Here is a 13,609-nt window from a genome sequence, read left to right as displayed (position 1 = left end):
GGCCTACCCTGACCATATGGACTCCACGGTCTGCGATGTCAGGCTCCGCACCGGCATCACCGTGCCCTGTTTCGTTGACGGCGGCAATGCTCAAGGCAGCCTGGTCGACGGCCGCGCGGACCGCCCACCGCTGCTGTTGCTCCACGCCTGGGGCGAGTCGCGGCACTGCTTCGACCGCCTGATTCCGCTGCTCCGCCAGGGCATCGGCGCGCCCACCATCATCGCCCCGGACCTGCGCGGACAGGGCGAGGCCGCGAAGCCCGCAGACGGCTACTCCCTGCCGGAGCAGGCCGAGGACGTCGCCGCGCTCCTGGAAGCCCTGGGTGTCCCGCAAGCGTATGTGCTCGGCTCCTCCAGCGGCGGCTACGTCGCCCAGCAGCTCGCCGTTGCGCACCCTGACGCCGTCTCTGCGCTGGTCCTGGTGGGTTCGCCGCTGAGCCTGAGGGGCCATCCGGCGTTCGCGGACGAGGTGGACCGGCTCACCGACCCGGTGGACCCGGACTGGGTGCGCGAGTCCCTCAGTTGGTACCGCCTGCTGCACACCGTTCCCGCCGGGTACATCGAAGACCGGATCCGGGACGGACTGGCCATGCCCGCCCATGTCTGGAAGGCCATCCTGCACGGGCTGTGCGAGGCCGTGCCGCCCACCGAGGCCGGCACCATCGACGTCCCCACGCTCATCCTCTGGGGCGCGCACGATACCCTGCTGCCACGCCGGCACCAGGAGGCCCTCGCGGCGCGCATCCGCTCCTCCCGGCTGACGGTCTACGAATCCACCGGCCACTTGGTCCTGTGGGAAGTCCCGGAAAGAGTCGCCGAGGACACGGCCGCGTTCCTGGCCGGGCCGAGGCAGGGCTAGCGGGGCTGACCGGGCTCGGCCAGGGCTAGGCAGGGGCCGCTCACGCCGTATCCAAACGCCGGAGACCGGGCTAAACTTTCCGGAGGATGCTGCACCGTGCCATGGGAGTTCGATGAGGAACCTGATCCATCCGTCAGCCCCGGGCGGCCACACGCCGGAGCTGCTGCAGAGCCATGCCCGGGCCGGCCACGAACTCCTGGATTCCCGCCGCCTCGTCCTGCCTGAGTCAAGAGTCCTGCCGGACTCCGCAGTTTTGCCGGACCCGGATGTCCTGCCGGACGCCGTCGAGCTGCCGGGGTTGCGGCGCCTGATCCGCGAATCCTGGCAGCGCTCCGTGCGGCACCATGCCAACCCCGATGCCGCCGAGGCACCCCTTGCCATGGACCGGGACGAGCTTGAGGAGTACCGCCGCCGGCATCCGCTGGCCACCATCATGCCGGTCATCCGCAAACTGCTCGTCCTGCCCAGCCATGACAGCGGGCTGCTGGTGGCGGTGGGGGACGACGTCGGGCGGCTGCTCTGGGTGGACGGCGATCCGGTCCTGCAGCGCCGGGCCGAGGGCATGATGTTCGTGGAAGGCGCCGACTGGTCCGAGGCCTCCGTGGGGACCAGCGCCCCCGGAACGGCGCTTGCCCTGGACCGCAGCATCCAGATCTCGGGCGCCGAACACTACACGCGGTCCGTGCACCCGTGGAGCTGCACGGCGGTGCCCTTCCATGACCCCGATTCGGGAGCCCTGCTGGGGGTCGTGGACATCACCGGCACGGAAACCGCCGTCGCCCCGCACACCCTGTCCCTTGTCGAGGCTACGGTCGCGGCGGCCCAGGCCCAGTTGCGCATCGAGCGGCTCCAGTCCGCGGCCTCCGCTCCCAAGGCGGGTGCCCGACGCCGGAGCCCGGCTACGGTGCCCGGCGGCACCTCGGGCGCGCTGTACCGGAACAGCCTGCAGCTTCTGGGCCGTGACCAGGCACTGCTAAGCATCGAGGGCCGGACCGTGGCACTGTCTGCCCGGCACAGCGAAATCCTGGCGCTGCTGGGCAACCACCCTGCCGGTCTCAGCGCCGAGGAACTGTCCGCGCAGCTGTACCCGGGCGAGGGGTCCACGGTGACGCTGCGCGCCGAGATGGTGCGGCTGCGCAAGGTCATCCAGCAGCTCAGCCCGGCGGCCGTCCCCGAATCCCGGCCTTACAAACTTCCCGTGGAACTCTTCCCCGACTCCGCCCAGGTCCTCAGCTGCCTGCAGCGCGGCGCCCACCGGATTGCCCTGGAGATCTACAAGGGTGCAGTCCTGCCGCGCTCCGAGTCGCCCGGCATCGTGCAGCTGCGCGAGCGCGTCGCCATGCTCCTGCGCGAGGCACTCCTCGCCGATGGCAGCGCCGAATCGCTGCTGCGGTACGCGGAGCTGCCCGAGGCAACGGACGACGTCGAGGTCCGGCGAGCCGCCCTGCGGCTCCTGCCGCCGCGCTCGCCCAAGCGGGCCGCCGTCGTCGCCGATCTTGAACGGCTCGAGGCCGAACTCTCGGCCTGAACTGCCAATCGACTGAACTGGAACTCAACAACAGGGGGACACAACATGGGCGCCATCGCCACGATCGAGGACTACAACGCGCAACTGGCCGAGCCGCTGGCGGCTGTGGCCGGCAAGCTGGAGCCGCTGCTGCGCACGGCTCTGGCCGGAGCCGAGGGCAAGATGTGGCACGGGCACCCCGTCTGGCTGCAGGACAATGAACCGGTGGCTGGCTACAAGGCCTATCCCAAGTACGTCACGCTCCTGTTCTGGAAGGGTCAGGAGTTTGGTGGCGACACCGGCGAATTGCAGCCCGGCACACGCAGCATGGCGAGCGTGAAGTTCGCCGATCCGGAGGAAGTGGACGAGTCCGTGGTGGCCGAGTGGGCCGTCCAGGCCGCCCGCCTGGCTGCGAAGTAGGGCAAGCGTGGGCTGACTCTCCCGATCTGCCCCCTCGCCTCGCAAGTCCCTACCGGCTCCCGGCCTTCGCAAGCTCAGGCCGGGGCCCTCGTCGGTTTGGGCCCCCGGCCAGGAACCCGGCAGGCGTGGCCCCAGCGTTGCAACCTGCTCGCAACCTCCCCGCTCCTAGGCTCGGTGCATCAGATGCCGTAGCAAAGGAGCTAGCAATGACCGTTTACGCACAGCCCGGTACCGAGGGTTCCAAGGTCACGTTCAAGGACCGCTATGAGAACTGGATCGGTGGCGAGTGGGTTGCCCCGGTCAAGGGCCAGTACTTCGAGAACATCACCCCGGTCACCGGCAAGGCTTTCTGTGAGGTTGCCCGCGGCACGGCGGAGGACATCGAACTGGCACTGGACGCCGCGCACAAGATCGCCCCGTCCTGGGGCAAGACCTCGGCCACCGAACGCGCCGCCATCCTGAACAAGATCGCGGACCGCATCGACGAGAACGTCGAGCTGCTGGCCGTCGCGGAGTCCTGGGACAACGGCAAGCCGGTCCGGGAGACCCTCAACGCGGACATCCCGCTTGCCGCGGACCACTTCCGTTACTTCGCCTCCGCCGTCCGGGCCCAGGAAGGCAGCCTGACCCAGCTCGACGAGGACACCACGGCGTACCACTTCCGTGAGCCGCTGGGCGTCGTGGGCCAGATCATCCCCTGGAACTTCCCCATCCTCATGGCCGTCTGGAAGCTGGCCCCCGCACTTGCCGCCGGCAACGCCGTCGTGCTCAAGCCCGCGGAGCAGACCCCCTCCTCGATCCTGGTGCTGATGGAACTGATCGGCGACCTCCTGCCCGCCGGCGTGGTCAACGTGGTCAACGGCTTCGGCGTCGAGGCCGGCAAGCCGCTCGCCTCCAGCCCGCGCATCCGCAAGATCGCCTTCACCGGCGAGACCACCACGGGCCGGCTCATCAGCCAGTACGCCTCCAACAACCTCATCCCCGTCACCCTGGAGCTGGGCGGCAAGAGCCCCAACATCTTCTTCGACGACGTCGCCGCGCAGAACGATGCGTTCTACGACAAGGCCCAGGAAGGCTTCACGCTGTTCGCCTTCAACCAGGGCGAAGTCTGCACCTGCCCGTCCCGCGCATTGGTCCAGGAGGGCATCTACGATTCGTTCATGGCCGACGCCGTGGCCCGCACCAACAAGATCATCCAGGGCAACCCGCTGGACACGGACACCCAGGTGGGCGCCCAGGCCTCCAACGACCAGCTGGAGAAGATCCTCTCCTACATCGACATCGGAAAGCAGGAAGGCGCCAAGGTCCTCACCGGCGGTGCCCGGGCCGAACTCCCCGGAGACCTGGCCGGCGGCTACTACGTCCAGCCGACCATTTTCGAAGGCCACAACCGCATGCGGATCTTCCAGGAGGAGATCTTCGGCCCCGTGGTTTCGGTCGCGAAGTTCAGCGACTACAACGATGCGATCGGCCTCGCCAACGACACCCTGTACGGGCTCGGCGCCGGCGTCTGGTCCCGCAACGGCAACGTCGCATACCGCGCCGGCCGCGAAATCCAGGCCGGCCGTGTCTGGATCAACAACTACCACGCCTACCCGGCGGGTGCCGCGTTCGGCGGCTACAAGTCCTCGGGCATCGGACGTGAGAACCACGCCATGATGCTGGACCACTACCAGCAGACCAAGAACCTCCTGGTCAGCTACAACGAGAACAAGCTGGGCTTCTTCTAAACCAAGCCCATCGACCGGCGGGACGGGCCGTCGCTGGCCCGTCCCGCCTATCCAGAGGAACACCCCAACCCGCACCAGCCAAGGAGAATCGCCAATGACGACGATGAACGCAGCAGTAGTCACGGAATTCGGCCGTGAACTGCAGATCCAGGAAATTGAACGGCCGACGCCGGGTCCCGGCGAGGCGCTGGTCCGCCTCATCACCTCGGGCGTCTGCCACACGGACCTCCACGCCGCCGAGGGGGACTGGCCCGTCAAGCCGACACCGCCGTTCGTCCCCGGCCATGAAGGCGTGGGCGAAGTGGTGGAACTCGGCGAAGGCGTCACGGACCTCGCCGTCGGGGACCTTGTGGGCAACGCCTGGCTGTGGTCCGCCTGCGGCGAATGCCAGTATTGCCGGACCGGCTGGGAGACCCTCTGCGAGGCCCAGCAAAACGCCGGCTACAGCGTGGACGGATCCTTTGGCGAGTACATGTTGGTCAACACCCGCTTTGCGGCCCGCATCCCGGCAGGCTCGGACCCCGTGGAAGTCGCCCCGGTGCTGTGTGCCGGCGTGACGGTCTACAAGGGACTGAAGATGACCGAGGCCAAGCCGGGGCAGTGGGTGACGATCTCCGGCATCGGTGGGCTCGGCCACATCGCCGTGCAGTACGCCGTTGCCATGGGACTGCGCGTGGCCGCCGTCGACATCGCCGATGACAAACTCGCCCTCGCCAAGCAGCACGGCGCCGAAATCACGGTGAACGCCCTCCACGAGGATCCGGCCGAGGCCATCCAGCGTGAAACGGGAGGCGTCCACGGCGTCCTGGTCACGGCGGTCCATCCCTCCGCGTTCGGCCAGGCCATCGGCATGGCACGCCGCGGCGGGACGATCGTCTTCAACGGGCTCCCGCCGGGAGACTTCCCCGCACCGATCTTCGAGATCGTCCTCAAGGGCCTCACCGTCCGCGGCTCCATTGTGGGCACACGGCAGGACCTCGAGGAGGCGCTGGACTTTTACGCGCAGGGCAAGATCCACCCCACGGTCTCCACCCGCGAACTGTCCGAGGTCAATGCCGTCTTCGATGAAATGAAGCACGCCAAGATCGACGGACGCGTGGTGCTGAGGTTCTGATGCCCCACATCAGCTTGGAAGCCGCGGTGACGCTGCCCGGGGAAGGATTTTCCCGGGTGGCGCTCACCGCGGCCGCCGCGGACCTGCTCGGCACGCTCTGGGCCAGGCACGGCCCGCTCATGTTCCACCAATCCGGCGGCTGCTGCGACGGCTCCGCGCCGATGTGCTACCCGGCGGGGGAGTTCCTGACCGGCGGCTCGGACGTGCTGCTGGGACGCTTCGAACTTGGCGGCCCCACGGACCCTCGCCCCCTGGAGTTCTGGATGTCCAGGGAACAGTTCGCCTACTGGTCGCATACCCATCTCACGGTGGATGTGGTCCATGGGCGCGGCAGCGGCTTCTCGGTGGAGGCGCCGGAAGGCAAACGGTTCCTGATCCGGTCCACCCTCATGGACTGGGACGTGCCCGGCGGCTGACCGGTGGTTCTGAACGGTGCTCCCCGAACTCGGACGAGCATCGCGATTCGCCCGGGCCCCTCCCGTCCCATACGCCACCACAGTCCCGGAAGTATCACGCCGAGCCTGCGTAATCTCACTATTTGGGATAATTGTGGCCGTCCAGTGGGTGGACTCTATCCTTGATGAGTCCTATACCATCCCCATCAAGAATGTGGCATATTCATGAACATTTTCCGGACCAAGTCGATCGAGCAGTCGATCGCCGACGCCGATGAACCCGGGCGCAAGCTCAAGCGCACCCTGAGCACCTGGGACCTGATGATCATGGGCGTCGCCGTTGCCGTCGGTGCCGGGATCTTCTCCGTGGGTGCGAAGGCCGCCGCCAACTTCGCCGGCCCGGCCGTCACGATTTCCTTCGCCGTTGCCGCCGTCACCTGCGCCCTGGCGATCATGTGCTACGCCGAATTTGCCACGGCCATTCCGGTGGCAGGCTCGGCCTACGTCTTCACCTATGCCACCATGGGCGAGGTGCTTGCCTGGATCATCGGCTGGAACCTGATCCTGGAGCTGTTCACGGCCGCTGCCGTCATCGCCAAGTACTGGGGCATCTACCTCAGCAAGGTCTTCGCACTGATGGGCGTCGAGATGCCTCCGTCCATCAGCATCGGCGGGGTGGACCTCTTCTGGGGCGCCTTCCTCATTGTCGCCATCTTCACGGTGCTGCTGGTCCTGGGCACCAAGCTGTCTGCGCGCGTGGGCAACATCTTCACCATCATCAAGATCGCCGTGGTGCTGTTCGTGATCGTGGTCGGCTTCTCCTACGTGAAGTTCGCCAACTACGCACCGTTCATCCCTGCCTCCGAACCCACCGCCCACGGCGCCGGAACCGATGTCATGAAGCAGTCCTTCTTCGGTTTCCTGACCGGCGCGGTCCCGGCCCAGTACGGCACGCTCGGCATCTTCGCCGGCGCTGCCCTGGTCTTCTTCGCCTTCATCGGCTTCGATGTTGTTGCCACCTCCGCGGAGGAAGTCAAGAACCCGCAGAAGACGCTGCCCCGCGGCATCTTCGGCGGTCTGGCCTTGGTGACCCTGCTCTACATCCTCGTTTCCCTGGCCCTGACCGGCATGGTCTCCTACAAGGATCTGGCCGCCGCCAAGAACCCCACGCTGACCACCGCGTTCGAAGCAGTGGGAAACGCGGACGCCGCCAAGGTCATTGCCTTCGGGTCCCTGGTGGGTCTCACCACCGTGATCATGGTCCTGCTCATGGGTCTGGCCCGCGTGGTCATGGCCATGAGCCGCGACGGCCTGCTGCCGCGTTCGCTCTCCAAGACGAGCAGGAAACGTGCCACGCCGGCCCGCCTGCAGATCATCTGCGGTGCGGCCGTGGCGCTGGTCGCCGGCCTGACCAACGTGGACCTGCTGGAGGAAATGATCAACATCGGCACGCTCTCCGCGTTCGTGATGGTCAGCCTGGGCATCCTGGTGCTCCGCAAGAAGCGCCCGGACCTGAAGCCGGCCTTCCGCGTCCCGTTCGGCAAGGTAGTGCCCTGGATCTCCGCCGTCCTCTGCCTGTACCTGATGACGAACCTGGCTGTGGAGACGTGGATCTTCTTCGGCATCTGGCTCGCGATCGGCATGGCGATCTACTTCGCCTACGGCCAGCGCCACTCCCGCCTCAACGAGAAGTTCGCTGCGGCCAAGGCTTCCGTCAATGGCACGTCTGAGTTCGCCCCGGCTGCCAGCGCCGCCGCAGGCACCGAGCCCAAAGACGATGAAGACGAGGACTCGCTCAGCAAGGTCTGACAGTCCCACATCCACATCGTTGGAAGAGCGCCCGGGAACCGCACGGTTCCCGGGTGTTCTGCGTCCGGACCGGCTACGGTGCGGCGTGCTCGCTGACCCACTCCACGAGCGGCCGGAGTTCCTCCCAGCGGGCGGCGATCTCTTCCTTGGCCGCCGGCGTCGAGACCCAGCCGGCTTCGCCCACCTCCACGCCCGCCGAGAGGGATTTGTGCTTGAGCAATTCCGCCCGGGGATGCTCCTTGTCGAAGCCGCGCGGGACGGTCTTGAGTTTCTCGCCCTCGATGTTGAAGCCCGACGCCGCAACCTTGTCCACGATCTGCTGCAAGGTCTCGCCGCTGGCCGGGGCATCCACGGCCGCCCGGAACCGCGCAAGTTGCGCCGGTGTGTGCGAGTGGTAGCCTCCGCCGATCAGCAGGCCGTCTGCGTTGATCTGGACGTAGAAGCCGCATCCTTCGTCCTTGGCCGCAAACGCGCCCTGGGCGGTCTTATAGGGTGACTTGTCCTGCGAGAAGCGGATGTCACGGTTGGGGCGGAAGATCTTGGCCGGGCCGAACTGCGGCTCCAGCTCGGAAAGAAGGAGTTGCAGCGGCTCCTTGATGGCGGCGTCGTAGATGCCCTTGTGCGCCAGCCACCACTCGCGGTTGTTGTTTGCTTCCAGCTCGGCGTAGAACCGGAAGGCCTCAGACGGGATGCCTGCGAATGTGTTCATGCAAGGAATCCTAGGGAGCAACCCACGTGCGGGACAGGGGCCGGTCCGCCTATGTGGACAATCGACAAGAAAGCCAGGAACCCCACCACGGGAGAATCCGTGACGGGGTTCCTGGCTCAAACGGCTCCGGCCGGGGCCGGTGCGTAATTAGCTGCCCAGGTTGGCGCGCAGCTTGGCGCCGAGTTCGGCGTCCACGCTGGTCCAGTACTGGATGGCGCGTTCCTTGATCTCGGCGTTCTTCACGCCGCCCACGGCACCGGTGATGGTGTCCAGCAGACGGGACTTGGCGCCGTCGTCGTAGACCTCGCGGTACAGCGCGCCGGCCTGGACGAAGTCGCCGTCCTCGGCGTGCAGGGAGTGCGCGGCGTGCGTGAGCTCGCCGTCGTTCTCCCAGCCACCTGCGGGGGAGGCGGGCTCAACGGCAGCCGGGCCGCCCACGGAGTTCGGTGCGTACACCGGAACCGAGGGGGCGTTGAACAGGTAGCGTCCGGCGCCGTCCTGGCTGTAGTTGTTGACCTGGTTCTTGGGCTGGTTCACCGGGATCTGGGCGTGGTTGGTGCCCACGCGGTAGCGGTGTGCGTCCGCGTAGGAGAAGATGCGGGCCTGCAGCATCTTGTCCGGGGAAGCGGCGATGCCCGGCACGAAGTTCGACGGCGCAAAGGTGGCCTGCTCGATCTGCGCGAAGTAGTTCTCCGGGTTCTTGGTCAGCTCCATGGTGCCCACGTGGATCAGCGGGTAGTCCGCGTGCGGCCACACCTTGGTGAGGTCGAACGGGTTGAAGCGGTACGTCTTGGCGTCCTCGTACGGCATGACCTGGACGTGCAGTTCCCAGGAGGGGAAGTTGCCGGCGTCGATGTTTTCCTGCAGGTCGCGGATGTAGAAGTCCGCGTCGGAGCCGGCCAGTTCGGCAGCTTCGTCGCCCGTGATGGTCTTGACGCCCTGGTTGGACTGGAAGTGGTACTTGACCCAGAAGCGCTCGCCCTCGGCGTTGATCCACTGGTAGGTGTGCGAGCCGTAGCCCTGCATTTCACGCCAGGAAGCCGGCAGGCCGCGGTCGCCCATGAGCCAGGTGACCTGGTGTGCGGACTCGGGGGACAGGGTCCAGAAGTCCCACTGCATGTCGGCGTCGCGCAGGTGGGTGCCCGGGAGGCGCTTCTGCGAGTGGATGAAGTCCGGGAACTTGATGCCGTCGCGGATGAAGAACACCGGGGTGTTGTTGCCCACGAGGTCGTAGTTGCCCTCGGAGGTGTAGAACTTCACGGCGAAGCCGCGGGGATCGCGCCAGGTGTCCGGGGAGCCGTTCTCGCCGGCAACGGAGGAGAAACGGATCAGCATGTCCGTCTCGACGCCCGGCTGCAGGAAGGCTGCCTTGGTGTACTTGGAGACGTCCGAGGAGGTCTTGAAGGTACCGAAAGCGCCGCCGCCCTTGGCGTGCACTACACGCTCCGGGACGCGCTCGCGGTTGAACTGTGCCAGCTTTTCGACCAGGTAGTGGTCGGTCAGGATGATGGCGCCGTCAGCGCCGACGGACTTGGAATGCGCATCCGAGGTAACGGGTGCGCCCGACTGGGTGGTCGAGATGTTCGCGGTCATCGTTCTCCTATTTTGTGGTGGTTGCTTGCGTTTGAGTAGGAAGCTGTTGTTTGGACTGACAGTCCTGGCAGATGCCCTGGTACAGGACGTCGGCGATCTGGATGGTCATCGGCTTGGAATGTTCGTCCCAGTGCGGGGTGAGGCAGGGTGCATGGCCCACGGCGCAGTCCACGTCCTCCACCCGGCCGCAGCTGATGCACACGGCGTGGTGGTGGTTGTCGCCCACGCGGGTTTCATACAGTGCGGGGGAGTGCGGGGGCTCGAAGCGGCGCAGCATCTGCAGGTCAGTCAGGTCGCTCAGCACAACGTAAACGGACTGCGCTGTCAGTTCAGGGAGTTCCTTGCGGGCTGCGGCCAGGATGCCTTCCGCCGGGGAATGCGGGTGATGCTCGACGGCGGCGAGGACTGCCAGCCGCTGCTTGGTCACGCGGCGGCCATGGGAATGCAGGGCTTCTGCCCATGCTTCCTGCTCTGCCGTGTGACCTGTCATGCATTCAGTGAACCACTTATTATGAACAGATCATAATAAGGTGATGCTAACTTCGGGCAGCCTAAGGGCGGCGGCGGCGGCGCGGTGGGGTGCGGGAGCTGGGCTCCGCGGTAGCTAGGGTTGGACGGTGGCGAAACTACTGGCAGACATCACCCCTCTCAAGGAGAGCCCGGCCTTCCGCCGGCTGTGGATGGGATCCTCGGTGGCAGCCATCGGCTCCCAGCTCACCTTGGTGGCCGTGAGCCTGGAGGTGTACCGGCTGACGCAGGAGAGCCTCTACGTGGGGCTCCTGAGCATCTTCGCGCTGGTTCCGCTGGTGGTGGCCGGCCTGTTCGGCGGCTCCATTTCGGACGCCTACGACCGCCGCAAGGTGGCCATGGCGGCCTCCCTGGTCCTGTGGGCCACCACCGCCTGCCTCGCCCTGCAGGCCTGGCTCGAAATCGGCAACGTGTGGATCCTGTACGCCTTGGTCGCTGTCCAGAGCGGGGCGCAGGGGATCAACGGCCCCGCCAGAAGCGCCATCATCCCGCTGCTGGTCCGCAAGGAACTCCTCCCCGCGGCCAATGCCCTGAGCATGCTCACCTTCGGCCTGTCCATGACGGCCGGTCCGCTGCTGGCGGGTGTCCTGGTGGCCTCCATCGGCTTCGGCTGGACCTACACCATCGACGTCCTCAGCTTCACGTTCGCGCTGTGGGGGCTGCTGAAGCTCCCTGCCCTGCCGCCGTCCAAAGACGCCTCGCGGCCCGGGCTGCGTTCCGTCGTCGAGGGCTTCCGCTTCCTGGGCACGCGCCCGAACGTGCGCATGACCTTCATCATCGACCTCATCGCCATGATCTGCGCCCAGCCCCGCGCCCTCATGCCGGCCATCGGCGCAGTCATGGTCGGCGGCGGCGAGACCACCGTGGGGGTGCTGCTGGCAGCGTCGGCGGTGGGGGCCTTCCTGGCCGGGCTCTTCTCCGGACCGCTGGGCCGGGTCCGCCGGCAGGGCAGCGCCGTGGTGTGGTCCGTGATGGGCTGGGGAGCCTCGATCTCGGCCTTCGGCCTGGTGGTGCTGCTGGCGGGTGACTCCGGCCGCGGCGGTGTGACCCCCTGGCTGGTTCCGGCTGCCCTGTGCTGCGCGCTCGCCGGCATTGCCGACTCGGTCAGCGCCGTCTTCCGCACCACCATCCTGCAGTCCGCCACGCCGGACCATATGCGCGGGCGGCTGCAGGGCGTGTTCATCGTGGTGGTGGCCGGCGGCCCCCGAGTGGGGGACATGCTGTCCGGCGGCCTCACCCAGTTCCTCAGGGAGGGCTGGGTGCTGCTGCTGGGCGGGCTGCTGTGCATCGGGCTGGCGTGGTTCGCCTCGCGCCGGCAGCCCGGTTTCGTGCAGTACGACGCCGCGCACCCGCTGCCCTGAGCACCGGAACAGGACGGCCGCCGTCGACGTTTAACCCCTAAAGCCACCACCCCGTGAAAGGACCACAGTGCACAAGCACAACAACGGCCTCAAGACCGCAGCCCTGTTCGGTGTGCTGTGGGCGGTGCTGCTTGGCCTGGGCGCCGTGATCGGTGCCGGCATGCGCAGCTCCGCGCCCATCTGGATCTTTGCGCTGATCGGCGTCGCCACCACGGCCTACGGCTACTGGAACAGCGACAAGATCGCCATCCGCTCCATGGCCGCCTATCCGGTGACCGAGGCGCAGGCGCCGCAGCTCTACCAGATCGTGCGCGAACTCTCCGTGCGGGCCAACCAGCCGATGCCGCGGATCTACGTCTCGCCCACCATGACCCCCAACGCCTTCGCCACGGGCCGCAACCCCAAGAACGCCGCCGTCTGCTGCACCGAGGGCATCCTGCACCTGCTGGACGCCCGCGAACTGCGCGGCGTGCTGGGGCACGAGCTCATGCATGTCTACAACCGCGACATCCTGACCTCGTCCGTGGCGGCCGCCGTCGCCGGGGTCATCACCTCGGTGGGCCAGATGCTGCTGTTCTTCGGCGGCGGGGACCGGCGCAACGCCAACCCGCTCGCGATGATCGCCATGGCCCTCCTTGCGCCGTTTGCGGCCTCGCTGATCCAGCTCGCCATTTCCCGGACCCGGGAGTACGACGCCGATGAGGACGGTGCGGAGCTGACCGGCGATCCGCTGGCGCTCGCCTCAGCCCTGAGCAAGATCGAATCGGGCGTCCGGCAGGTGCCGCTCCCGCAGGACCAGCGCCTCGTCAACACCTCGCACCTCATGATCGCCAACCCGTTCCGGGGCGGCGCCATGACCAAGCTGTTCGCCACGCACCCGCCGATGCGCGAGCGCATCGCTCGCCTGGAGCGGATGGCCGGCCGGCGCTGAGCTGACGACGCCGAATCCCCTTCGACGCGCAAAATCCCTGACGACTCCCGAATACGGGCGTCCTCAGGGATTTTGCGCGTCGAAAATGCTTAGCTGCGGAAGTTCACGAACTGCAGGTCGGCCTCTTCGAACTTCTTGAGGATGTTCATGGTCTCCTGCAGGTCATCGCGGGACTTGGAGGTGACGCGGAGTTCGTCGCCCTGGATCTGGGACTTGACGGACTTCGGTGCTTCGTCGCGGATAATCTTGTTGATCTTCTTGGCGAGGTCCTGCGCGATGCCTTCCTTGATGGAGCATTCCAGGCGGTACTCCTTGCCGGAAGGGAACGGCTCGCCCTGGTCCAGCGACTTCAGGGAGATGCCGCGCTTGATGAGCTTGGACTGGAAGACATCCAGGACGGCCAGGACGCGGTCCTCCGAGTTGGCCTTCATCAGGATCTTTTCGCCGCTGAAGTCGATCTCGGCGCCTACGCCCTTGAAGTCGTAGCGCTGCGCGATTTCCTTCTGGGACTGGTTGAGCGCGTTGGCGACTTCCTGCTTGTCTACCTTGCTGACGACGTCGAATGTGGATTCGCCTGCCATGACTCTCCTTAGATTGGGGGCCCTGTGAAGGGCGGGTTTGTCTGCCATCCAGCCTAGTACGGAAGCCGGGGA

General features: G+C 66.8%; 13 protein-coding genes. 9 read left to right on the top strand and 4 right to left on the bottom strand.

Features of this window, described 5'->3' with window-relative positions:
• Positions 1–16: 16 nt before the first annotated feature.
• From NVV90_RS15870 to NVV90_RS15840, 7 genes are all read left to right on the top strand, one after another.
• Entirely contained in the window at positions 17–859 is an 843-nt protein-coding gene (locus NVV90_RS15870; protein WP_258438209.1) for an alpha/beta fold hydrolase, read from the top strand.
• 112 nt (positions 860–971) lie between these two features.
• A complete protein-coding gene (locus tag NVV90_RS15865; RefSeq protein WP_258438208.1) occupies positions 972–2,387 on the top strand; it encodes a GAF domain-containing protein in 1,416 nt (471 codons plus the stop codon).
• A 45-nt stretch (positions 2,388–2,432) separates the two neighbouring features.
• Positions 2,433–2,786, top strand: coding sequence for a DUF1801 domain-containing protein (locus NVV90_RS15860; protein WP_258438207.1), 354 nt, complete (start codon positions 2,433–2,435; stop codon positions 2,784–2,786).
• Positions 2,787–2,992: 206 nt separating this feature from the next.
• Positions 2,993–4,516 (top strand): aldehyde dehydrogenase family protein, encoded by a 1,524-nt coding sequence (locus NVV90_RS15855; protein ID WP_258438206.1) that lies wholly within the window; start codon positions 2,993–2,995, stop codon positions 4,514–4,516.
• Positions 4,517–4,619: 103 nt separating this feature from the next.
• On the top strand, positions 4,620–5,630 hold the full coding sequence (gene adhP / locus NVV90_RS15850; RefSeq protein ID WP_258441211.1) for an alcohol dehydrogenase AdhP: 1,011 nt from the start codon (positions 4,620–4,622) through the stop codon (positions 5,628–5,630).
• Positions 5,630–6,046 carry a DUF779 domain-containing protein gene (locus NVV90_RS15845; RefSeq protein WP_258438205.1) on the top strand — a complete coding sequence of 139 codons (417 nt, stop codon included), beginning with the start codon at positions 5,630–5,632 and terminating at the stop codon, positions 6,044–6,046. Before adhP ends, NVV90_RS15845 begins: the two co-directional genes overlap by 1 nt.
• Before the next feature lie 204 nt (positions 6,047–6,250).
• The gene (locus NVV90_RS15840) at positions 6,251–7,834 is read left to right on the top strand and encodes an amino acid permease (RefSeq protein WP_258438204.1); all 1,584 of its coding nucleotides are present in this window, start codon (positions 6,251–6,253) and stop codon (positions 7,832–7,834) included.
• Between the two features lie 73 nt (positions 7,835–7,907).
• On the opposite strand, the gene NVV90_RS15835 is transcribed toward NVV90_RS15840, so the two are convergent.
• From NVV90_RS15835 to NVV90_RS15825, 3 genes are all read right to left on the bottom strand, one after another.
• Positions 7,908–8,543 carry a DUF2461 domain-containing protein gene (locus NVV90_RS15835; protein ID WP_258438203.1) on the bottom strand — a complete coding sequence of 212 codons (636 nt, stop codon included), beginning with the start codon at positions 8,541–8,543 and terminating at the stop codon, positions 7,908–7,910.
• Positions 8,544–8,690: 147 nt separating this feature from the next.
• Entirely contained in the window at positions 8,691–10,136 is a 1,446-nt protein-coding gene (locus tag NVV90_RS15830) for a catalase (protein WP_258438202.1), read from the bottom strand.
• A 7-nt stretch (positions 10,137–10,143) separates the two neighbouring features.
• A complete protein-coding gene (locus NVV90_RS15825; protein WP_258438201.1) occupies positions 10,144–10,626 on the bottom strand; it encodes a Fur family transcriptional regulator in 483 nt (160 codons plus the stop codon).
• A 127-nt stretch (positions 10,627–10,753) separates the two neighbouring features.
• On the opposite strand from NVV90_RS15825, the gene NVV90_RS15820 reads away from it, so the two are divergent.
• Positions 10,754–12,025 carry an MFS transporter gene (locus NVV90_RS15820; RefSeq protein WP_258438200.1) on the top strand — a complete coding sequence of 424 codons (1,272 nt, stop codon included), beginning with the start codon at positions 10,754–10,756 and terminating at the stop codon, positions 12,023–12,025.
• 67 nt (positions 12,026–12,092) lie between these two features.
• A complete protein-coding gene (gene htpX / locus NVV90_RS15815; protein WP_258438199.1) occupies positions 12,093–12,956 on the top strand; it encodes a zinc metalloprotease HtpX in 864 nt (287 codons plus the stop codon).
• Between the two features lie 89 nt (positions 12,957–13,045).
• Here the strand turns inward: htpX and NVV90_RS15810 are convergent, their stop codons facing one another.
• A complete protein-coding gene (locus NVV90_RS15810) occupies positions 13,046–13,537 on the bottom strand; it encodes a YajQ family cyclic di-GMP-binding protein (protein WP_258438198.1) in 492 nt (163 codons plus the stop codon).
• Between the last annotated feature and the right edge of the window lie 72 nt (positions 13,538–13,609).

This window comes from Arthrobacter sp. CJ23 (assembly GCF_024741795.1).
Classification (GTDB): domain Bacteria; phylum Actinomycetota; class Actinomycetes; order Actinomycetales; family Micrococcaceae; genus Arthrobacter.
Note: the sequence above shows the minus strand (reverse complement) of the source record. Positions and strands in the feature narration are given on the sequence as shown.